The organism is Collinsella sp. CLA-AA-H167 (assembly GCF_040095305.1).
In the GTDB taxonomy this organism is placed as follows: domain Bacteria; phylum Actinomycetota; class Coriobacteriia; order Coriobacteriales; family Coriobacteriaceae; genus Collinsella.
Genome location: NZ_JBBNGA010000009.1, coordinates 66,556 through 89,036 on the forward strand (window position 1 = coordinate 66,556; position 22,481 = coordinate 89,036).

A 22,481-nucleotide genomic window follows, 5' to 3' on the forward strand; every position below is an offset into this window, starting at 1 on the left:
AATGAGCAAACTCGTCGAGGGCATCAAGGATCGTATGGTCGCTGCCGCACGCGAGGCCGCGCCCGCCGTGGTGGACGCCGCGCAGAAGGCCGCGACCGCGGCTGCCGAGAAAGTTGCCGAGGCAGTTGCCGATGCCAAGAACGCGGCAGGGGAGACGTCCATCGCTAGCGAGCTCGCCACCGCCGCTGAGCCCGTGGCCGCCGCCCACGCCCCCGAAGGCGCGATTTTCAACTCCGAGGCCGCCCGCGGCAACCTGCACCTGGGCATCGACGTGGGCTCCACCACCGTCAAGCTTGCCGTGCTCAACGATGACAACCAGATCGTCTACGCCAAGTACCAGCGCCACCACACCGACGTCCGCGCTTGCGCCCGCGACTTGTTCGAGGGTGCCGCGACTGTGCTGCCGACGGCCCAGATGACCTGTGCCATCACCGGCTCGGGCGGTCTGCTGCTGTCCCAGTGGCTCGACCTGGAGTTTGTCCAGGAAGTCATCGCCAGCAAGCGCGCCGTCGAGACCCTCATCCCGGCCACCGATGTCGCCATCGAGCTGGGCGGTGAGGACGCCAAGATCATCTACTTTGACAACGGCATCGAGCAGCGCATGAACGGCACCTGCGCCGGCGGCACGGGCGCGTTCATCGATCAGATGGCCACTCTGCTGCACACCGACGCGAGCGGCCTCAACGAGCTCGCGGCCAACGCCACCACCATCTATCCCATCGCCAGCCGTTGCGGCGTCTTTGCCAAGACCGACGTGCAGCCGCTCCTCAACGAGGGCGCCCGCCCCGAGGACGTCGCCGCTTCCATCTTCCAGGCCGTCGTGACCCAGACCATCTCGGGCCTGGCGTGCGGCCGTCCCATTCGCGGTAACGTCGCCTTCCTGGGCGGCCCGCTGCAGTATCTCTCCGAGTTGCGCCACCGCTTCTACCTCACGCTCAACCTGGACGAGGAGCACCGCATTGTGCCCCAAAACGCCCACCTGTTTGTGGCGAGCGGCGCTGCCATGGCGCACGAGTCCAACAAGCTCAGCACGTTCCCGCAGCTTATCGAGGCCATCGACAGCCTGGGTGACACGCAGGGTGCCGAGGTCGAGCGCCTGGATCCGCTCTTTGCCACCGACGAGGACTTTGCCGAGTTCAAGAACCGCCACGACCAGGAAGTCGTCCCCAAGGGTAAGCTCGACGGCTACACCGGCCGCGTGTTCATCGGCATCGACGCCGGCTCCACCACCATGAAGGCCGCGCTCGTGGGCGAGGACGGCCAGCTGTTGCACACCTGGTACGGCAACAACAACGGCGACATCCTGGGCACGGCCAAGGTCATCATGGCCGATTTCTACAATCACATCCCTGCCGGCTGCACCATCGGCCACGTGACCACCACGGGCTACGGCGAGGCGCTGCTCATCGAGGCCCTCAAGGCCGATTCCGGCGAGATCGAGACCGTCGCGCACCTGCGCGGCGCCAAGGCATTCCTGCCCGGTGTCGAGTTTATCCTGGACATCGGCGGCCAGGACATGAAGTGCCTGCGCGTGAAGGACGGCGTCATCGAGCACATTATGCTCAACGAGGCCTGCTCATCGGGCTGCGGCAGCTTTATCGAGAGCTTCGCCGTGTCCATGAACATGGACGTGCGCGCGTTCGCCGATGCCGCCATCCATGCCAAGGCCCCGGTCGATTTGGGCAGCCGCTGCACGGTCTTTATGAACTCGCGCGTCAAGCAGGCGCAAAAGGAAGGTGCCACGGTGGGCGACATCGCGGCCGGCCTGTCCTATTCCGTCATCAAGAATGCTCTGTTCAAGGTCATTAAGCTGCGCGACCCCAAGGAGATCGGCAGCCAGGTGATCGTTCAGGGTGGCACCTTTATGTCCGATGCCACGCTGCGCGCATTTGAGCAGCTCACCGGCGTGCACGCCGTGCGTCCCGACATCGCCGGCTGCATGGGTGCTTACGGTGCGGCCCTGCTCGCCCGCGACCGCGCCGGCGCCGACGGCACCTCGACCATCCTGTCGGCCGAGGACATCGCGCACCTCACCGTGACGCAAAAACACGTCCGCTGCGGCCGTTGCTCCAACAACTGCCAGCTCACCGTCAACGATTTTGGCGGCGGCAGGCGTTTCATTACCGGTAACCGCTGCGAGAAGGGTGCCGGCCACAAAAAGCAAAAAACCGAGGCTCCTAACCTCTTTAAAAAGAAAAACGAGCTGCTCTTTAACCGCGAGGTGCTGAGCCCCGACGAGGCCCCGCGCGGCACCGTGGGTATCCCGCGCGCACTCAACATGTACGAGAACTACCCCTTCTGGCATGCGTTCTTTACGCGCCTGGGCTTTAGCGTGCAGCTGTCCGACCAGTCGAGCAAGAAGACCTACCAGGCGGGCATCGAGTCCATGCCGTCCGAGAGCGTGTGCTATCCGGCAAAGATGAGCCACGGCCATGTGATGAACCTTATCGACCGCGATGTCGACTTCATCTGGATGCCGTGCGTGCGCTGGGAGCGCAAGGAGGATCCGACGGCTGGCAACTGCTATAACTGCCCCATCGTCATGAGCTACCCCACGGCGTTGGCACTCAACATCGACGAGATCCGCGAGCAGAACATCGAGTTCCTGTATCCGTTTGTGCCGTATCACGACAAGACCGAGCTCAAGCGCCGTCTGTACCAGGTGCTCGCCGTCGACCGTGTGGCCGATGCGCAAGCCGGTCGCGGTCGCGTGCGTGGGCCCAAGATCACGCGCTCCGAGGTCGATGCCGCTGTCAACGCTGCCTTTGAGGCCGATGCGCGTTTCCATGAGGACATCCAGACCATGGGCGAGGAGGCTCTTAAGTGGGTCGAGGACCACGGTGGCCACGGCATTGTGCTCGCCGGCCGCCCCTACCATAACGACCCCGAGATCAACCATGCCCTGCCCGAGCTTATCTCGAGCTTTGGCTTTGCGGTCTTTACCGAGGATTCGCTCGCGCACCTGGTAAAGCCTGAGCGTCCGATTCGCGTCGTCGACCAGTGGATGTACCACAGCCGCCTGTATGCCGTCGCCCGTTTTGTGACGATGCGCAACGACCTGGATCTGATCCAGCTCAATTCCTTCGGCTGTGGCCTGGACGCTCTGACCACCGACCAGGTGCAGGAAATCCTTGAGGCCAGCGGCAAGATCTACACCGTGCTCAAGATCGACGAGGTGTCCAACCTGGGCGCTGCGCGCATCCGCATCCGCTCGCTCATGGCGGCGCTCAAGGACCAGGAGGCCGAGCGCTTGGCCGAGGCTACGGCAGCGGGCGAGGCCTACGAGCAGGGCGACGCCGCGCCGGTGGCACCCTCCATGGATGCTCCCGCATTCGCGAGCCGCAAGTACACGTTCGAGGCGCAGCGTGAGAGCGCCTCGACCGCATGGCCCAAGGTGCCCTTTACCGAGCAGATGCGCGAGGAGGGTTACACCATCCTGTGCCCGCAGATGGCGCCGATCCACTTTGACCTGGTCAAAGAGGTGTTCCGCGGTGCCGGCTACAACCTGGAGCTGCTGCCCTCGACTGACCACGATGCCGTCGAGGCCGGTCTGCGCTATGTGAACAACGACATCTGCTATCCGTCGATCCTGGTGACGGGTCAGATCATGGAGGCCATCGAGAGCGGTCGGTACGACCTGTCCAAGACAGCCGTGGTCATCAGCCAGACCGGCGGTGGCTGCCGTGCCACCAACTACATCGCGCTTATCCGCAAGGCCCTGCGCGAGAGCGGCCACCCCGAGATTCCGGTGATCTCGCTTTCGGCCGTGGCGCTGGGCGAGGACAACCCCGGCTTTAAGATTACGCCGGCGCTGCTTAAGCAGGCAGTCTACGCGGTGCTCTTTGGCGACGTGATGATGCAGATGCTCTATCGTTGCCGCCCGTACGAGGCAACGCCCGGTGCGGCGAACGCACTCTACGAGGAGTACATGGCGCGCGCCCGCAAGCTGGCGCCCAAGTTCAACAGGCATAACTACACCAAGCTGTGCCGCGAGGCCATCCGAGCGTTCGACACCATGCCGCTCGTGGGCGAGGGTACTAAGCCGCGCGTGGGCGTGGTCGGCGAGATCTTGGTCAAGTTCCATCCCACGGCCAACAACCACGTGGTCGATGTCATCGAGCGCGAGGGCTGCGAGGCCGTGGTGCCGGGCCTGCTCGACTTCTTCCTGTACTCCATGAGCAACGCGGAGCTGCAGAAGGACGAGCTGGGTAGCTCTGCCACTACGCGCGCGGGCATGCAAGCGCTCATCAAGCTTGTGGACTGGATGCGCACGCCGGTGGAGGAGATGCTCGAGAAGTCCCGCCGCTTCGAGGCGCCCGAGCGCATCGGCACCATGGCCGAAAAGGCCCGTACGGTACTTTCGGTGTGCAACAACATGGGCGAGGGCTGGTTGCTCACGGCCGAGATGCTCGACCTGATCGACCATGGTGCGCCCAACATCATCTGCACGCAGCCCTTTGCGTGCCTGCCCAACCACGTGGTGGGCAAGGCCGTGATCAAGGAGCTGCGCCGCCAGCATCCCGAGAGCAACATTGTCGCGGTGGACTACGACCCCGGTGCGTCCGAGGTCAACCAGCTCAACCGCATTAAGCTCATGATCAGCGTGGCCAAGGAAAACATGCGCGCCGGCAAGGGCTTTAAGCTCGAGAAGGTGGCGCCGCTCGCGATGGACGAGGTCACCGGTCAGATGCGTGCCCATGACGACTGCGTGAGCTGCGGGCCGGCCAGCGAGGAGGCCGTCACATCGGTCGCCAAGCGTCTGGGACGCGGCATTAAGAAGTAACTGGCCTGCTATGGGCTAGATATGAGACAAACGGGCGGTAGCGTATCGACTACCACCCGTTTTTGCTGGACATATGTTGCGTAAATGCCCCAACTATCACCCTTTGCGAACTTAGATTTCGGAAGTATGCGGCAAAATCTGAATAGGCCGAGCACACCTGATATGTCCAAGCTCTGTACCTGCGGTTTTATTGGCGAAAAACCAGGATGTGCTCAAGAGTTCCGGAATTTGCCGCATACTTCCAAAAACGACGTCTCGGTGGCACCAAAAACTGTCCTCGGAACCCTGAGATAATGAACATATGTAGCCGTTTGCCGCGAAATACCGCCCGTTTATAGAACCCACCCCCAGCGCGCGTCATCCTTACGGTTGAATAAATACACATCTATGGAATTACGTAAGAGAGGACCGTTCCATGAGCTACAAGACCGTTTGTGTTGCCGGCGGCGGCGTGTTGGGAAGCCAGATTGCCTTTCAGGCTGCCTACTGCGGCTTTGATGTAACGATTTGGCTGCGCAGCGAGGGCAGCATCGGCCGCACCCAGCCCAAGATCGATCGCGTGCGCAAGGAGTACATCGCGGCAATCGAGGGCATGGCGGACGGTACGGGCGAGTGGTGCGCCGGTATCGCCGATGGCACCCAGCCCTTCGACAAGGAAGCGGCGCTCGCCGCCGTCGAGCGTGCCTACTCCACACTCAAGCTGGAGCTCGATCTTGCCAAGGCCGTGGCCGACGCCGACCTGGTCATCGAGTCTATGGCCGAGGACACCCAGGCAAAGATCGACTTCTACAAGAAGCTCGCCCCGGTTCTGCCGCAAAAGACCGTCATCGTGACCAACTCATCCACGCTGCTGCCGAGCACCTTTGCCAAGTACACCGGCCGTCCCGAGAAGTACCTGTCGCTGCACTTTGCCAACTCTATCTGGAAGAACAACATGACCGAGGTCATGGCACAGGACCAAACCGACAAGCGCTACTTCGACGAGCTCGTCGACTTCGCCAACGACATCCGCATGCTTGCCCTGCCCGTCAACAAGGAAAAGAACGGCTACCTGCTCAACTCCATGCTGGTACCGTGGTTGCTTTCGGGTCTTGACCTGTACGTCTCGGGCGTGAGCGACCCCAAGAGCATTGACCTCGCATGGACGCGTGGCACCGGCGCTCCCAAGGGCCCGTTCCGCGTATTCGACACGGTGGGTATCCAGACGGCCTACAACATCGTCATGCAGTATCAGAAGGTGCCGGGCTTGGTGAGCCCGCTGCTCAAGAAGATGATGATGCCCTACAACTTTAAGGCTATGGCGTCCGTCCTCAAGAAGATGCTCGACGAAGGTAAGCTGGGCGAAAGCTCGGGCGAGGGCTTCTTTACGTACTAAAAATGATCTCTTGGGGGCGGAAGCGTTGGGGATCTACGGTAGTATGCGACAAGATCTGAATAGGTCGAGCAAGAGCCGTAGCGCGCGTTGACGTTTGGCCAATAGAACGCAAAAATGCACCGTTCGCCGATACTCCTCTCGCGAGTGGTTGCCATATGGTTTGATGTTGTAAACATATGATTGCCGGCAGGCCGTAGGTGACGTTCGTCATGATACCGGAGGTACCAAGTATGTTTTGCACTCCGTTAAACAAGTATCGGGCTGGTTGACATGAACCGCCGTACTATCTCGATAGCCCTCGCAGTGGTCTGCCTGGCTGTGCTCCTGGGCGCTGCAGGGCAGTTTGCTATAAATCGAGAAACATCCTATATGCAGGAATGCGTTTCCGAAGGCTTTGCCATTGATGGTTACTATCGGGATGACGAAACAAGTCGGGAAACCCTGGCTTTTCTTGAGGAGGACAACTGTCGATGGCAGCTGGTCGACCAAGACGGAATCTGCACGGACGGGCAGTTTAAGCGTACGGATGACCCCAACATCCTGATATTAAAGAAGGAAAACGGCGAAGAATTCGGTGCGGTCCACGTGGCGTATATTTCGCGCCGACGCGATCAGGGCTTGCTCTACCTATTTAGAGATACCAGGGTGACCCGTTTTTATCTGGTGAGTACCGGTCCGGCGTTTACAGTGGAGTCTGGCGATGTCGATGCGGACAGATGATTCACGGCAATAAATCAGCGAGCGGAGCGCGGCCATGGACCGCGCCCCGCTATTTGCTCGTGGCCCGCGTCACGTCTGCGCCATGTCGTGACTCGCGGCTGCGCGCATCCATCCCACGTCGCGTATTACTGCACATCAAACTCCACGCGATCGAGCTCGGGCACATTGAGGTCGATGAGCTTGCGGGCTACACGGCGGTCGTGTGCCCCAAGCGCCTCGCTTGTCGTCACGTGGGCGACAACCTCGCGCTCGACAAGGCCCTCCTCCTCGCCTTCGGTGGCCGAGGTCTCGACGGCAACGGTGTAATCCTTAAAGCCCGGCAGCACCGCGGCAAGCTCGCGCGTGGTTTCGGTGACGCCGTAGCCGTCCTGCACGCCGGCCTGTGCCGAGCCAATGGACCCCGCGGTCATGACGATGCAGGGGATGGCAAAGATCACCGTACCCACGATGATGCGGCGGCGCACCTTGTGTGACAGCTCATCGACCTCGGCATTTTCCTCGGCGGTCACAATGCCGTCGTCGTTGAGGTCGCGCTTGAGCGGCACGCGCAAAAGAAGTAGTACGGCTTCGGCCGCCAGCGCGATAAAGACGACGTTGATGCCAAACTCGTAGAGGGCCGAGAGAAACAGCGACCCGCTCGCGATGGCGATGCCATAGCCCGCCGCGCACAGGGGCGGCATGAGCGCGGTCGCCACGGCCACGCCGGCGATGAGCGTGGCGGGTTCCTGGTCGCGCGAGTTGCCCAGTCCGCCCGCAAAGCCGCCCGCGAGCGCGACGGCAAGGTCCCACACAGTCGGTGTCGAGTTGTCGATGATGGCGGCCGTGGTGGTGCCAAGGGGCGAGAGCTTAAAGTACAGCGTGGACGTGATTAGACAAAAGACCATCTGCAGCGCGAGGCCGGCAATTGCCTCGACGGCAATCTCGCGGTCGAGCGTGGCGATGCCGTATGCCATGGCAAGGACCGAGCCCATGAGCGGACAGATGAGCATGGCGCCCACGATGGCAATGTCCGAGTCGATATCGAGGCCGATGCTCGCGATCAACATGGCAATGATCAGGATGCATAAGTGCGAGCCAGTCAGGCGCGCCCCGTTTACAAAGCGCTTGCGAATCACGTGATAGGGCGCGCGTCCCTCGCGTATGTTGAACGCCTGCTTAAGGAAACGGGTGGCATTCTCCATGGCCTCGCTGTGTGCAGGGCGTATACCGTGACGACGATGATGACGCTCGCGCAGCCGCTTGATCTGTTGTTTGTCGAGTTCCATGCTTACCTCGTTTAGCTTCTGAGCCGCTTCTTGCGTCTGTCGTCTTTACTCTACACCGCGTTAGGCGAGGTGTCAGACAAGGTTTGTTGACCTGGAAGTCAGGACAATCGACATGGCTAAAACGCCGTGAGGATCATAAGAGTCAAATAGACAAAAAAGCGCGGGGCCGGTTTGATTCCGACCCCGCGCTCTGCGCTGGTGCGTTGTTGTTCGGCCTACCCCAGCAGGCTCAGACCAACAGAGACAAACGCCAGGATAACGCCGACGATGGACTCGCCGCCGAGCAGGCCGCTGGCGACGACCAGGCCCTGCTCCTGGAAGGCGGCATCCTTGGAGGCCTTCTCCTCGTCCGAAAGACCGGCAGCGGCGTCGCGGCGTGCGGCCCACTTGTCGTAGGCGAGCTTGGCGCAGGAGCCCAAGAAGGCCGTGAGCGACATGTAGAACGGCAGGTATACGCCCAGGCCGATCATCATGGCCGGAATGCCGAGCCAGTACATGACGATGCCGGCGATAAAGCCGCCTGCGAACCACGGCACGCTCGGGATGCCCGAGACCATGGTGGCGACGACGCTTGCCTGCGCGGCCACAAAGCTCTTGTCGGGGCCGAAAGCATCCGGACCATAGGCGGTGACAAGCGCGACCATGACGGCAGCGGCGACCAGGGCGCCCACGATGCCGCCGATGGCCTGGCCGATCCACTGCGCACGCGGATTGGTGCCCAGCACGGCGCCGGCCTTAAAGTCGTTCATGACGTCGCCCGCAAGGCCGCATGCCACGGCCACGATGCCGGCGATAAAGAACAGCTTGACCTGGGCGATCTGTGCGAAGGCAGCCACGATGAGCATGACGATGAGGCCGAAGATCTCCATGGGGTCGATGCCCGTCTGGCCGCAGCTCTGCGCGCTCATGATGGTGGTGACAAAGGTGAACAGCGTGACGATGACGGCCGGGACGGGGCCAAGGTCGAGCGCGATGGCGACGATCACGGCGATGGCGGCAGTACCCAGGCCGATGATGCCGGCGTCGAGCTTAAGCGAGCCCGAGATGAGCGACTGCTCGTCGGTGTCGCTGGAGCTGTCGGCGGCGAGGCCGCGGGCGATGCCGGCGACCTGCGGCAGGATGTCCTTGAGGACGACGGCGACGCCAAAGCCCATCATGAGGCCCATGCCGAGCGATTTGACGATGCCCTGCGCAGTCACAACGTCGAATAGACCGGCAGCGGTGCCGCCCACGATGATGCCAAAGTTACCTAGCAGCGCGCCGGCAAACCAGAAGGCAACCGGGGCGAAGCCAACCAAAAAGCCGATGGAGAGCAGCATGGGCGAGTTATAGATGGCAAAGGTCACGCCGGGGATATTGAGCGTGCACAGCATGCTGGGCACCACGCCCAGAGCGTCGCGAAGCACGCTGTAGATGCCGGCGACGGCCATGGAGCCAAAGAGCTGCTTGCCGGTCTTGCCGCCGGCCTCGGTGGCGCGCAGTGTCTGAGCTGCGGCATTGCCGGTGGGGAACTCGAGCGCGGCGTCCACGATAAAGTGGCGGTGGATGAGCGCCGTTGCCAGCAGGCCCAAGATGGTGCCGGCGAGTGCCACGATAAACATGTCGAGCCAGCTGATCTGGTCGGCATAGCCCAGCATCCAGGCGCCCGGGATGGTAAACGCCAGGCCGCCGGCGACCATGGCGCCCGCGGACATGATGGTGTGGGTGACGTTGGCCTCGTTGAGGCTGGCGTCACCCATGAGCTTCAGGAAGAACAGCGAGATGACGGCAGCGAAAATAATCGGCCAGGGGAGTGCACCCATCTTGAGGGCCGTGTAGGCCGAGCTTGCCGTGATGATCACGCAGCCAAGGACGCCGATGACGACGCCGCGCAGCGTGAGTTGCCCGCGCATCGAAGCGCGGTTCGAGGGATTGCTCATATAAAACTCCTTTGCGTATATCCGCTTCCCCCGGGAGCGCCGTTACGGATACGGCGCGGGAAGTCGGGTTACCAAGGGCCGCCGCGTGAGCTCGCAAACGACCGCGCACCAGTATAGCGGCACGGCAGTTAATTTGGGACTGGGCTTTTTTAGCTATCCCAAACGAAGCCGAAGGATGATTATTCTGGGACGGGGATTTAAAAATCATCAGGTACGCAATGATTTTTAAATCCCCGTCCCAGAATAATCATCGGGATATACTGCTGGGCAGACGAAAGGAGCGCCGACGATGCTTAATGGGTGCGCATATATATTGACGGTCGACGTGGGCAACACGTTCATTCGCTTTGGCCTGTTTGCAGAGGATTCGGCCGCGGCGCAGGAATGTCCGCTTGCGACATGCGAGATCACGACGCCGTCGAGCATTACGGCCGACGAAGCGCGCATGCGACTTATGCAGGTCATGGGCGCGCTCGCCGCCGATGCAGGTGTGCCCGGGGTGCTTGCACCCGCCGCGGCCGTGCTGAGCTGTGTAGTCCCGGCGCTCGAGCGCCCGTGGAAGGCGGCACTTTCCCGCACCTGCACGGGGCGCGTGCTCACCGTGGGGCCGGGACTTAAGACCGGCATACCCGTGCACTACGACGATCCGGCCGAGATCGGCCCCGACCGCATCGCCGATGCCGTGGCGGCCCGCGCCGTCTACGGCTCGCCGTGCATCGTGATTGACCTGGGCACGACGACCAATATCGAGGTCATCGACGTGCACGGTACCTTTGTGGGCGGCGTTATCGCGCCAGGCCTGGCCCTCGGCGCCCGTTCGCTTTCGGCGGCAGCAGCGCGCCTACCCCAGGTTGAGCCCTCGGCGCCAACGCACGTCATCGGACGCAACACGCGCGAGGCCATGCGCTCGGGTGTGGTTTTGGGCGAGGTAGCCCGCATCGACGGAATGCTCGACATGGTGCTTGCCGAGATGCGCGCGACCAAGGCCGCGGGGGAGGGCGATGTGCCCATCGTCATTACCGGCGACGATGCCGAGGCACTTGCGGCGCTGGTCGGCCATAGCCTGACGGTAGACGACGCGCTGACGTTGCGGGGTCTCGCCGAGCTCTACCGCATCAACCAAAAGCCCCGCTGCGCGTAGGGCGAGGGGCTGGTGGGATAAGCGCCCCTACCTTTCACCTGCTACAATGGGCCAAACTATTGCGATTGCGGAGGTGTCTGCCATGTCGGACGATCTTCATCAAACCGCGTCGGGCAAGCGCCTGGACGTCATTAGCTGGGACGAGTTCTTTATGAGCGTGGCCATCGCCGCGCAGCGCCGCAGCAAGGACCCCAACACGCAGGTGGGAGCGTGCATCGCCAGCACCAACCACCGCATCCTTTCGGTGGGTTACAACGGCACGCCCTCGGCGCTCAACGACGACTTTTTCCCGTGGGGTACGAGCGATGACCCGCTGCAGGACAAGCACAACTACGTGGTCCATGCCGAGGCCAACGCCGTGCTCAACTACCGTGGCTCGCTCAAGGACCTCGAGGGTTCCACGGTCTACGTCACGCTGTTCCCGTGCCACGACTGCGCCAAGATCCTGGCGCAGGTGGGCGTGGGTGAGGTTGTCTACCTGGACAACAAGTACGCCGACACCGATGATGGGCGCATCAGCCGTCGCATCCTCGACTCCTGTGGCATCAGCTACCGCCAGGTTATCGTCGATGTTCACATCGGCACCGAGGGACAGGCTCGGCAGTAGCGCGTGGCAACGCCAGCTGGCAACAAAAAACAGCCAAAAGAGACCCGTCCCAAATTGACCGCTCGTGAAAGTCGTGTCCGCACGCATGGCTGGCGCCTAAGCGGGTACATGGCTGTAGTAACATAGCCCCTGTCCGCGGGCGCGCCCGCGTAATTGTGAGAAAGGAGCCCCTGTGGCTGTTAACGAAGAGCTGCTTAAGAAGGTTCTTGAAGAGATTCGCCCCAACCTGCAGGCCGACGGCGGCGATATGGAGTATGTGGGCGTTGACGACGAGGGCGTCGTCAAACTGGAGCTGCAGGGCGCTTGCGCCGGCTGCCCCATGAGCTCGCTGACCCTGTCCATGGGTATTGAGCGCATCCTGAAGGAGCATGTGCCCGGCGTTACCCGTGTCGAGCAGGTCAATGCCTCCGGCGAGACCGACGACCTGTACGACGAGTACGCGCCGTTCTAAGATGCGAAAGCTGCGGACGGCATACTCCGCATAGACGTTACGCCCAAATATGCGGCTGCGAGCGTAAGGCCCGCGGCCGCATTTGTATGTAGGGAGTAGGAGGGTCGACATGCTCAACGACTTCTACCATATGCTTGATCCCGTCGCGATTTCGGCGGGGCCCATCACGATTTACTGGTATGGTCTGGCCTATGTGGTCGGTGCCCTGCTCACGGCGGTCGTCATGTACCGCACGCAGCGTCGCTGGGGCTTTAGCATCACGATTGACGACCTGACGAGTGTCGTGGTCGGCGTGGTCTTTGGCCTTATCATTGGCGCCCGTCTGTTCTACGTCATCTTTTACGGCGACGGCTACTACTGGGCGCACCCGCTCGAGATCTTTGCCACCAACGAGGGCGGCATGAGCTTCCACGGTGGCCTGGTCGGCGGCATCTTGGGCGGCATCATCGTGTGCCGCATGTATAAGCTCGATGCATGGACGTTGGCCGATCTTGCCGTCATTGGCGCTCCGCTGGCCCTGTGCCTGGGCCGTTGTGCCAACTTTGTCAACGGTGAGCTGTGGGGCAAGCCGACCGATCTGCCCTGGGGCGTGGTCTTCGGTGGCACCGCGGGCGATATGCCGCGTCACCCCTCCCAGCTCTACGAGGCATTTCTTGAGGGCATTGTGCTCTTTTGCATTCTGCAGGTGCTCAGCCGCAAAAAGCCGCTGCTGCCCCAGGGCACGTTTATGGGCGTGTTTGTGATGGGTTACGGCATCGTCCGCTTCCTCGTCGAGTTCGTGCGCGTGCCCGACGCCCAGCTTGGCTATCTGCTGGGCGGCGTCATCACGATGGGTCAGCTGCTGAGCCTTCCGCTCGTTATTGCGGGCCTGGCGCTCGTCATCTTTGCCCGACACCGCAATCGCCCCCAGCGCATCTACCTCGACGCTTAACCACCACATACGACCACAAAGGGGGCAGGCACCTTTGTGGTGGTTTGCTGGGCAATGATGACAGAACCGTAACGTTTCCCCAGATAAAACCTGCCAAAATAAACCTGTCCCTTTTTGGTAGGTTTCTAGAAAGGCTCTTTGGACTGTGAAGGATTCCGATCTCTCCACAACGGCTGCGCGCGACGCTGCCCGCATCGTCTGGTTTAAGCGCTACCCCGCCAAGCAGACGCTCATCGCATTTCTGCTCGCGCTGTTGGCGACCACGGCGTTTTCCATCGATCCCGCCCCGGTGTCGAGCAACGCAGTCTTGGCGATTGACCCCAAAGCCTCGGGCATGCTGTACGTGTGCTACGAGGTGCTCCTCTCGTTTGCCGGCCATACCGACGCGGTCATGCTGCTTGCGCTTGCCTGCCTGCTCACGCTGCCGTTTCGCTACGTGTTCTTTGGCCGTGGCGACACCTGGCGCCCATCGATTATTCTGCCGTCGCTGTTTTTCGCCATCTGCATGGTGTTCGGCCGCAGCTACGACCTTATCGACTCGGCCGAGATTGTTCTTGGCGACAAGGCCCGCATCATCTGCGCCTGGATTGGCGGCGCGGGCTGGATGCTCCTAGCGATCGTGGCCTTCTATCTGGCTTTTGAGTGCCTGGATTGGCTGAGCTCTCGGCGCATTCCGTTTTCCGAAGCGCACTTTGGCCGCGTATGGCGTGTGGCTCACGCCGTGCTCTCGGTCCATCCCTTTGCCGGGCCCTTCCTGGTGCTTATGATCGCCTGGGCGCCCACGCTCATCGCTTCGCTGCCCGGCCTTTTTATGGGAGATACGGGTGCGCAGATTCGCCAGTGGTTCAACTATCCCAATGGCACGAGCGACTACCTGCGCCTGCTCAACCCCAACGTGCTGCTCAACGGGCACCATCCCGTAGTGCACACGGCCATTATCGGCTCGTGCGTTCAACTGGGACTTTCGCTGTTCAACAGCGCTAACGCGGGCCTCATCATCTATACCTGCGCTCAATTTGTCATCACGGCTGCCTGCATGGCCTATTCCATTTCGTCGCTGCGCAAACTGGGCGTGAGCCTGCCGGTTCGCGGTACGATCCTGCTGTTCTTTGCGTTTATGCCGATGTTCTCCAACTACGCGGCGTTGCTCACCAAAGACGTGCTCTTTGCCGACGCGTTTTTGGTGCTGCTGGTACAGACCGTCAAGCTCGTGGCATGTGGCTTGCCCCGTCGTGATGCCAATGCCGAGCGTGCGGGCGAACAGAGGCCCGTGCTCTTTGCGCGCCACGACTGGCTGTTGCTTGCGCTGGCTGCCATGGGTTCCACGTTTTTGCGCAATGGCGGTCTGGTCTTTCCGTTGGCGGCCTGCGTGATTGCGGCGGCGTTTTGCGCATGGGATGTACATGTCGCCCGTCGTGCGGCTAAGCAGACGGGCACCGCGGTCTCATGCGCCACGCCGCGCTTCCGCTGGGTTGGCGTCCTCGCGGTGCTCGCACTCTGCCTTGCCTCTAATATGTACTTCACCAAGGTCTTTATGCCGGCGCACGACATCACGCCTGGTTCCAAGCGCGAAATCCTCTCGATTCCGTTCCAACAGACGGCTCGTTTCGTCCAAAAGCACGACGGCCTCAACTCGGGCGTCAACCCCACGGTAAAGGAGGACGGCACCATCGTGGAGGCTCCTTGCGACGGTTTGGTGACCGACGAGGAGCGCGCCGTGATCGACCGGGTGCTCAAGTACGAGAATCTGGGCCGCCGTTACAACCCGGATAAGTCGGACTCCGTCAAAAATTGCTTTAACGAGTACGCCTCGCAGGAGGACATCAAGGCCTATTTTGAGGTCTGGGCGCAGATGTTCAAAAAGGATCCCGAGTGCTATATCTCGGCGCTCATCAATAACTATTACGGCTACTTTTATCCGAGCGCGCGCGATGCCTGGGTCTACAGCACGGCGCGTAGTGCCGAGATCATGGCGCGTCCCGACAACCTCAAGTACTTCGACTTCCATCCGGTTGACAGCAACGTGGTGCGCTGGTGCGACCACCTGATCAATCTGTACCGTGTGGCGGTGCAGCGCATCCCGTTTATTTCGCTCACCATGAGCTCGGCCACCTATGTGTGGATTATGATCGCCGTGGTGGTCTACCTGCTGCGTCGTCATTCATGGCGTGCGCTGGCGATCTGGGTGCCGCTGTTGGGCGTGCTCGCCGTGTGCCTGATTGGTCCGTGCAACGGCTCGACCTACATGCGCTACCTGTATCCGGTCATCGCCTGCATGCCCTTCGCCATCGGCGCCACCGTCACCCGCAGTGACTTCCTCTGGTTCTAACCTGGTGCATTGGGGTCAGGTTTCTTTGCTGCACCAAAGGGGCCATCATCACGACGCCTTCATTTTGGGGTTTATCTTGAAGGCCAGTAGGTATATCATAACGACGTTTGTTTATATTGCCCGAGCATCTGCGCTGGGCTTTAGGTCGAAACCGATAGGAGACACGTATGTCCGGACACTCTAAGTGGGCCACAACCAAGCATCGTAAGGGCGCGCAGGACGCCAAGCGTTCCGCCCTCTTCTCCAAGCTCAGCCGCAACATCACCGTTGCTGCCCGTCTCGGCGGTGACCCGCTGCCCGAGAACAACGCCAGCCTCGCCGCTGCCGTTGCCAAGGCCAAGGCTCAGTCCATGCCTAAGGACAAGATCAAGTCCGCTATCGACAAGGCTTTTGGTTCGGGTGCTGACGCCGCCGTCTACGAGAACATCGTGTACGAGGGCTACGGTCCCGCCGGTGTCGCCGTCTACGTCGACTGCCTGACCGACAACCGCAACCGTACCGCCGCTGATGTCCGTTCCGCCTTCTCCCACGCTGGTGGCAACCTGGGCACCTCCGGCTCCGTCGCCTTCCAGTTTGAGCGCAAGGGCCAGATCGTCGTCGCCAAGGAGATCCTGGACGAGAACGCCAAGAAGGAGACCATGATCGCCAACGGTGCTGCCGGTGACGAGGATGAGTTCATGATGGCCATCGCCGAGGCCGGTGGCGAGGACTACGAGGATGCCGGCGAGGAGTGGATCGTCTGGACTGCTGCCAACGACGTCATGGCTGTCTCCAAGGCGCTCGAGGAGCAGGGCGTCCAGGTCAAGGGTTCCGAGACCACCATGGTCCCGACCACCCCGACCGAGGTCTCTGGTACCGACGCCAAGAAGGTCCAGCGCCTCATCGACCGTCTTGAGGAGCTCGACGACGTCCAGGATGTTTACAGCACCATGGACATGACCGACGAGGTCATCGCTGCCCTCGAGGAGGAGTAGCGCTCGCACGGGTTAAGCCGTGCATATCTGGGCATAATGAAGCAAGCATGCAAGCCTCGTGGAATAGATGAGCCGGATCCGCGTGCGTAGAGCACCGGACCCGGCTCTTTTATAATGATGCGAACCGTTTTGCATTTCGAGAGCCGAGATTTGAAGGGAGCGCCGCGTGCGCGTACTCAAACGAGCCCTAGCGATCGTGTATCTTGCCGCCACCATCGTGGCGCTGGGTACGCTTGTCTGCCAGTTTTGGGGGCCGTATACGTATCGCTTTATGCTGCTGATGCGCGACCCCATGCCGCGCATCGTCGTCAAGGCGTGCGCCGGCGTCGTGGCGATCGGCGTGCTGGTAAGCTTTTTCCGCCTGATGTTCGCCCGTCGCGAACCGTCCTGCGTGCATCCGGCGGGGGAGCGCAATATCGAGGTTACCCTTGCGGCGCTTTCTTCGTGCGCCAGGGCTGCTGCCGAGCGTGACGACCGCGTGATGGTCGAGCATGTCGAGGCCCGCGTCCAAGGCCCCGACGATTCGCACGTCCGTTTTAAGGTCGAGGCCATCGCGCTCGATGATAAGGACGTTGCCGCTCTTGCCACCTCGATGCAGCAGCGCATCGAGAAGGCCTGCGACACCATGCTCGGCACGCCGGGTACGACCGCGCGTGTCCGTTTTTTGCCGTCCAAGACTACCGTCCAGACCGTGGAGGTTTCCGGTGAGTGATACCAATCAAGATAAGACCGCTCGTACGCCGCGCCTGACGATTGACCAGAGCGCCACGCCGGCGAGCGAACCTGTTGATTCCAAAGCAGAGGCAACCGAGTTACAAGAAGCGGCAGCCGCGGATTTTGACGAGGCTGTGGGTCTCATCAAGGGTACGGGCGCTGCCATCTGGAGCTATGCGGTGCGTCATCCCAACACCACACTCGGCGCCGTCGCCGGCTTTATCCTCGCCGTGTTGGTGCTCACGTTGGGCCTGTGGGACACGCTCGTCATTGCATTCTTCGTGCTGATCGGCGCTGTGATCGGCCAAATTCGCGACGGCGAGAACGGGATCGTCAACTTCTTCGGCCGTTTGTTTAGCGGCCGCTAATATGTATTCGACTGTCGCATCCGCGGCAGGCATAAGGAGGAACCATGGCTTTTAATACGAAGGTCGATGTAGCCGATACCGAGCTCGAGGAGAACGAGGCGGTCGTCGCCGAAGCTGAGGATGTGACGCTCGAGGACGAAGCTCTCGTCGAGGCCGAGTCCGATACGGATGAGGACGACGAGGAAGCAGACGAGTCCGAGGACTCGCTGACCTATTCCAACGGCGTGATCGAGAAGATCGTTGCCATGGCCACTCGCGAGGTTCCGCACGTTCTGGGCATGAAGGGTAACCTCATGCACTTTGTGCAGGAGCAGTTTGGTGCCGAGAATCTGACCAAGGGCGTGACGGTCGAGGTCACCGATGACAATCGCGTGGTCGTCAACATCTCCGTCATCATCGAGTACGGCGCCTATGCGCCCGCGATCTTCGACGATGTCAAGGCACGTGTCACCGAGCGCCTTGCCGCGATGACTGGCCTTGAGGTGGCGGGCGTCAACCTGCGCATCGAGGATGTCATCACCCCCGAGGAGTACGAGCACCGCACCAGCCAGCACGAATAACCTTCCAAAAAGGGACAGGTTTGTTTTGGCAGGTTTTATCTGCGAAAACATTAAACGGCCGACCGCGCAAGCAAAAGCGTGGCCGGCCGTTTTTGTACGCTCCCGATATAGTCATACCGCTCGTCTAACTAAGGGTTGCAATCCCCACGTTCCGCGTTACTCTAATGGGCGCATTGTTTCCAAATTGTTAACGAGGGGTTGCCGTAATGGCCGACGAGCACGAAACAGAAAGCAAGGCATGGGCAATTGAGGCCGCTGCGGCAGAGGCGGCGTCGCGTGCTGCCGAGGAGGTGCATCGTCCTCCCGTAGTGCCGATGGAGCGCGTGGTCGATCGCGATGTTATCGAGCGGGGCGAGCGCGCTGGTCGCAAGCGCAGCCAGGAGCCGGGCTTTCCGCGCTTTTTTGCCGAGCTCAATTTGGGCCTGATCCTCACGGCCTTTGCCATCGTCGCGTTTAAAACCCCTAATCACTTTGCTTTTGGCGGCACCTCGGGCGTGTCGGTCATTCTGTCCACGCTGTTCCCGACCCTGCCCGTCGGCGTTTTTATGTGGATTATCAATGCGGTCCTGGTCGTTTTGGGCTTTATCTTTTTGGAGCGCAAAGCCATCCTGTGGAGCGTCTTTGCCTCGTTTGCGCTGTCCGCCTATGTTTCGCTGTTTGAGCTCTTTATTCCGACCGATGTTTCGATGACGGGCGATATGTGGCTCGACCTATGCTTTGCCGTGATTCTGCCGGCGCTCGGCAGCGCCATCGTCTTTGACATCGGCGCCTCGACGGGCGGCACGGACATTCTCGCCATGATCCTCAAACGTCGCACGACGCTCGAGATTGGCCGCGCCCTGCTGTTGGTCGATATCGGCATCGTGACCATCGCGGCCTTCTTGTACGGTCCGCGCGTCGGTCTGTATTGCGTGCTCGGCCTGTTTGCCAAGACGCTTGTGGTCGACAAGGCCATCGAGAGCATTCACCTGCGCAAAGTCTGCACGGTCATTTGCTCCGAGCCCCTTAAGGTCGAGGAGTTTATCGTCAAGCATCTCAACCGCACAGCAACGATCAGCCGTGGCTACGGCGCCTTCTCGGGCAAGTGCGTCACGGTGATCATGAGCGTGCTGAGCCGTCGCGAGGCCGTGCAACTGCGCCGCTATACCCGCGAGATTGACCCTGGCGCCTTTATCACGATCGTCGACAGCTCCGAGATCGTTGGCAAGGGTTTCCGCGGAACGAACTAACGCGGTCGAGCTCATCAAACAATCGAATAGCGCCCTGCGCATTGCAAATGCGTCATGTTGGAGTATTTGTCCCCACATTGGGTGATAATGATGCCAAAGACATCGTTTGCGATCCAGATGATTCGCTCAAGATACGAAGGGATGATCTCGATGTTCTGTTCGCAGTGTGGTGCCCCCATGGGCGACAACGATAAGTTCTGTGGTGCGTGTGGTGCCCCCAATGTCGGTGCCGCAGCCTCTGCCCCTCAGGGTCAGCCCCAGCAGTTTGTTCCGCAACCGCCCGTGGCGAATGCGTCCAAGGGCTGTGTGGCTCAGGCGTTTGAGGACATGACCAAGACGCCGGGCGTGCTGCAGCGCGTGTGCCAGATCGCCTTTTTGCCGGCGCTCATCTGTGTCGTGTCAGTGCTCGTGCTGTTCATTCCCGTTATCGGCGGTATCGCGGCTGCCATCGGCTTTTTGGCTGCCTGTGTGGCAAGCGCGTGCGGTTCTGGCTTTGGCATCGAATGGGGCCGCGACCTGTCGCTTAAGGTCGATGACGGCATGGATCGTCCGCTGATGCGCTCCACGTCGTTTGGTCTGGGCGTCTTTTCGGGTGTTATCTCGGGCGTGCTCAAGGTTATCGCTGCCATTCCCGTTATCGGTGTGGCGCTTTCGCTGGTGGAGAGCGTGGTAATTGGTGCCGCGGGTTCGTATTCATATTACGGCTCTTATGCGCTCGAGGCCGCGCTGATCGGTTCGCTGGGCCTGTTTGTTCTGGCTATGATTGCCGCGGCGGTCCTGGGCGTCTTCTTTACCATGTTCGCCGACATCGCCGTGATGCACTTTGCGGTGACCGGCCGCGTCGAGAGCGCGTTTTCGCTCGATAAGGTCTGGGCGGCCTTTAAGAACAATAAGACCAAGCTGTTCTGCGCTTCGTTCCTTCCCGAGTTTTTGACGGGCCTGGTCGCCAACGTTGTCACCTGGATCCTGACGTTCGTCTTTGGCACCATTGCCTCTGTCGGTATGTATAGCTACTACTACCGTCCTACGGCTATTGAGGCGCTTGTTACCGGCGGTGGCATCACGCTCGTATTGTTCTTGGTGCTGACGGCGTTTGTCACGGTATTCCTCACGGTCTTTGGCAACATGCTCAAGCATCGCGCCGTTGGCTATTGGGTTGCACGCTACGCAAGCGAGTGGGCCGACGAGGACAAGGACGACGTCCTGACTTTTGTGCTGCCGTTTGAGAAGAAGTCTGCTCCGGCTGGTTTTAGCGCCGACGCAGCGCCCGTATCCGATTCCGCTGCGGCGCCGGCGCCTGCGCCCGAGCCCGAGCCCGAGCCCGTGCCTGAGCCTGAGCCCGCGCCCGAGCCCGAGCCTGCGCCTGAGCCCGAGCCCATGCCGGAACCGGAGCCCGAGCCCGAGCCTGCACCAAGCTCCGACGAGGACCCGCAGGACGAGTAGCCCTGCCGCCTGCCATTTGGGGACGGGGTAGAAACGGTAGAAATAGCGCTTGACAAATGAGCGGGGGCGGACGTGTCGAAACGTCCGCCCCCGCTTTGATATCGCGATGTGGCTATGACTGCGAGATGGCCGCGAATCGACTACTCGCCGCGCTTCTCCTCGCGGCGAGCGGCGGCACGTGCATCGTGGATGCCCTTGATCGCGGCATGGCGTGCCGTGCGGGCGTCATGGATGGCGTCGCGAGCCTCGGCGGTCGTTGCCTTGGCAGAGCGCAACTTGGCGGCCAGGTCGGGGTTGGTTTCGGCGACCGCGGTGATCGCGGGGCCGTCGAGCTCCTCTTGCGTGGGCTCGGCCAAAAAGTCGATGGCATACTGGGCGGCCACCATGGAGCCCTTTGCCAGCACAGCCTCGTCGATCTTGTAGAAGCAGGAATGTTGGGCGTACGTGGCGCCAATCTTGGGGTTGCGCGTACCTACAAAGGCGAGCACGCCCGGTACACGGCGCAGGTACTCCGAAAAATCCTCGCCCGAAAGTGTGCCGCGATAATGGCCTTCGCCGGCTGCACCCAGGCACTTGACCACGGCCTGACGACAACGCTCGCTCGAGGCGGCATCGTTTTCGACCTTGTAATTGGCGATGGTGTAGTCGGTGAGCTCTGCCTCGGCGCCCAAGGCGGCCGCGGTATGCTCCACGATGCGGCGCATGAGCTCCGGCATTTCCTCGTGGGTCGAATCTCCGTAGGTGCGCACCGTGCCGGCGAGGTAGGCCGTGCCGGCGATAACGTTGCGCGCGGTGCCGCCGTGCAGCTCGCCGACGGTAATGACGGCCGGCTCGTAGGGACTGATCTCGCGCGAAACGATGGTCTGCAGAGCGTTGACGATCTCGGCGGCAACCATAACGGCGTCGTGACCGCGCTGGGGCATGGCGCCGTGGCACGAGGTGCCGCGGACGTCGATGCGGAACCAGTCGGTATTGGCCATGCGCGGTCCGGGCTCGCAGCTCACGGTGCCGGCGTCGACCTCACTCCAGATGTGCGCGGCGTAGGCGCCATCGACGCCGTCGAGCACGCCCGTGCCGATCATGAGCTTGGCGCCCTGGCCGTTTTCCTCGCTGGGCTGGAACACGATGCGGACTTCGCCGTGGATGTCGTCGGTCATATGGCGCAGGATTTGCAGCGTGCCGAGCATCATGGCGATGTGGCAGTCGTGGCCGCAGGCGTGCATGCAGCCCTCGTTGACGCTGGCAAACTCCTCGCCGGTCTGCTCGGTGACGGGCAGGGCGTCGATATCCGCGCGCAGCAGGATACGGCGGCGCGGCGTGCCGTCCTCGTGGTAGGCATCCGACGCGGTACCGCGAAGCGTTGCCACCAAGCCGGTCTTGAGCGGACGCTCGTAGGGGATATTCATGGCGTCGAGCTGGTTGGCGATGTCGGAGGTCGTGCGCTCCTCGGCAAGGCTCAGCTCCGGGTGCTTATGGAAGTGCCGGCGCTGCTTGATGATATAGGGTTCAAACTCGGTAGCGATATCTTTGATGGCTGCGGTGACGTCGTCAGCCGCGCGAGCCTCGGTCGCCGCCATAATCTGCTGTGCCTTGGTCTTCGTCATGGTCGATTTGCTCCTTGCTGGGTTGATCGCAAAATCGTACAGGCTCTCTCCAGTATGCCACCTGCCGC

General features: G+C 61.4%; 17 protein-coding genes. 14 read left to right on the forward strand and 3 right to left on the reverse strand.

The annotated features are described in order from the left end of the window. Window position 1 precedes the first annotated feature (1 nt). From AAAT03_RS06880 to AAAT03_RS06890, 3 genes are all read left to right on the forward strand, one after another. Window positions 2-4,783 (forward strand): acyl-CoA dehydratase activase-related protein, encoded by a 4,782-nt coding sequence (locus tag AAAT03_RS06880; RefSeq protein ID WP_349102944.1) that lies wholly within the window; start codon window positions 2-4, stop codon window positions 4,781-4,783. A 415-nt stretch (window positions 4,784-5,198) separates the two neighbouring features. After that, the gene (locus tag AAAT03_RS06885) at window positions 5,199-6,158 is read left to right on the forward strand and encodes a 3-hydroxyacyl-CoA dehydrogenase (protein ID WP_117756876.1); all 960 of its coding nucleotides are present in this window, start codon (window positions 5,199-5,201) and stop codon (window positions 6,156-6,158) included. A 270-nt stretch (window positions 6,159-6,428) separates the two neighbouring features. Next, window positions 6,429-6,878: a hypothetical protein gene (locus AAAT03_RS06890; protein ID WP_117637650.1), complete on the forward strand. Its 450-nt coding sequence runs from the start codon at window positions 6,429-6,431 to the stop codon at window positions 6,876-6,878. A 125-nt stretch (window positions 6,879-7,003) separates the two neighbouring features. Here AAAT03_RS06890 and AAAT03_RS06895 read toward each other — a convergent pair whose 3' ends face one another. Then, on the reverse strand, window positions 7,004-8,143 hold the full coding sequence (locus AAAT03_RS06895; protein WP_349102945.1) for a DUF389 domain-containing protein: 1,140 nt from the start codon (window positions 8,141-8,143) through the stop codon (window positions 7,004-7,006). 215 nt (window positions 8,144-8,358) lie between these two features. After that, entirely contained in the window at window positions 8,359-10,062 is a 1,704-nt protein-coding gene (locus AAAT03_RS06900) for an OPT/YSL family transporter (protein ID WP_349102946.1), read from the reverse strand. 289 nt (window positions 10,063-10,351) lie between these two features. Here AAAT03_RS06900 and AAAT03_RS06905 point away from each other — a divergent pair, with 289 nt between their 5' ends. The 11 genes from AAAT03_RS06905 (at window position 10,352) to AAAT03_RS06955 (ending at window position 20,809) form a co-directional block, all read left to right on the forward strand. Further along, on the forward strand, window positions 10,352-11,203 hold the full coding sequence (locus AAAT03_RS06905; protein ID WP_117770097.1) for a type III pantothenate kinase: 852 nt from the start codon (window positions 10,352-10,354) through the stop codon (window positions 11,201-11,203). Between the two features lie 82 nt (window positions 11,204-11,285). Next, a complete protein-coding gene (locus AAAT03_RS06910) occupies window positions 11,286-11,810 on the forward strand; it encodes a dCMP deaminase family protein (RefSeq protein ID WP_349102947.1) in 525 nt (174 codons plus the stop codon). 172 nt (window positions 11,811-11,982) lie between these two features. Next, a complete protein-coding gene (locus AAAT03_RS06915) occupies window positions 11,983-12,261 on the forward strand; it encodes a NifU family protein (RefSeq protein WP_099432127.1) in 279 nt (92 codons plus the stop codon). A gap of 109 nt (window positions 12,262-12,370) precedes the next feature. Continuing rightward, the gene (gene lgt, locus AAAT03_RS06920; RefSeq protein ID WP_349102948.1) at window positions 12,371-13,192 is read left to right on the forward strand and encodes a prolipoprotein diacylglyceryl transferase; all 822 of its coding nucleotides are present in this window, start codon (window positions 12,371-12,373) and stop codon (window positions 13,190-13,192) included. A gap of 145 nt (window positions 13,193-13,337) precedes the next feature. Continuing rightward, a complete protein-coding gene (locus AAAT03_RS06925; RefSeq protein ID WP_349102949.1) occupies window positions 13,338-15,521 on the forward strand; it encodes a DUF6020 family protein in 2,184 nt (727 codons plus the stop codon). A gap of 167 nt (window positions 15,522-15,688) precedes the next feature. Then, window positions 15,689-16,495: a YebC/PmpR family DNA-binding transcriptional regulator gene (locus AAAT03_RS06930; protein ID WP_055251993.1), complete on the forward strand. Its 807-nt coding sequence runs from the start codon at window positions 15,689-15,691 to the stop codon at window positions 16,493-16,495. 166 nt (window positions 16,496-16,661) lie between these two features. Further along, complete coding sequence (locus AAAT03_RS06935; RefSeq protein ID WP_349102950.1) at window positions 16,662-17,207, forward strand: hypothetical protein; 546 nt, start codon at window positions 16,662-16,664, stop codon at window positions 17,205-17,207. Continuing rightward, the gene (locus AAAT03_RS06940; protein ID WP_117806079.1) at window positions 17,200-17,577 is read left to right on the forward strand and encodes a DUF2273 domain-containing protein; all 378 of its coding nucleotides are present in this window, start codon (window positions 17,200-17,202) and stop codon (window positions 17,575-17,577) included. The genes AAAT03_RS06935 and AAAT03_RS06940 overlap by 8 nt, the downstream gene beginning before the upstream one ends. Window positions 17,578-17,621: 44 nt before the next feature. Then, a complete protein-coding gene (locus AAAT03_RS06945) occupies window positions 17,622-18,137 on the forward strand; it encodes an Asp23/Gls24 family envelope stress response protein (RefSeq protein ID WP_055251999.1) in 516 nt (171 codons plus the stop codon). Between the two features lie 206 nt (window positions 18,138-18,343). Continuing rightward, window positions 18,344-19,366, forward strand: coding sequence for a YitT family protein (locus tag AAAT03_RS06950; RefSeq protein WP_349102951.1), 1,023 nt, complete (start codon window positions 18,344-18,346; stop codon window positions 19,364-19,366). Window positions 19,367-19,516: 150 nt separating this feature from the next. Beyond that, window positions 19,517-20,809, forward strand: a complete 1,293-nt coding sequence (locus AAAT03_RS06955) for a zinc-ribbon domain-containing protein (protein ID WP_349102952.1) — start codon at window positions 19,517-19,519, stop codon at window positions 20,807-20,809. A 140-nt stretch (window positions 20,810-20,949) separates the two neighbouring features. Here the strand turns inward: AAAT03_RS06955 and AAAT03_RS06960 are convergent, their stop codons facing one another. Then, complete coding sequence (locus AAAT03_RS06960) at window positions 20,950-22,413, reverse strand: M20 family metallopeptidase (RefSeq protein WP_349102953.1); 1,464 nt, start codon at window positions 22,411-22,413, stop codon at window positions 20,950-20,952. Window positions 22,414-22,481: the final 68 nt, after the last annotated feature.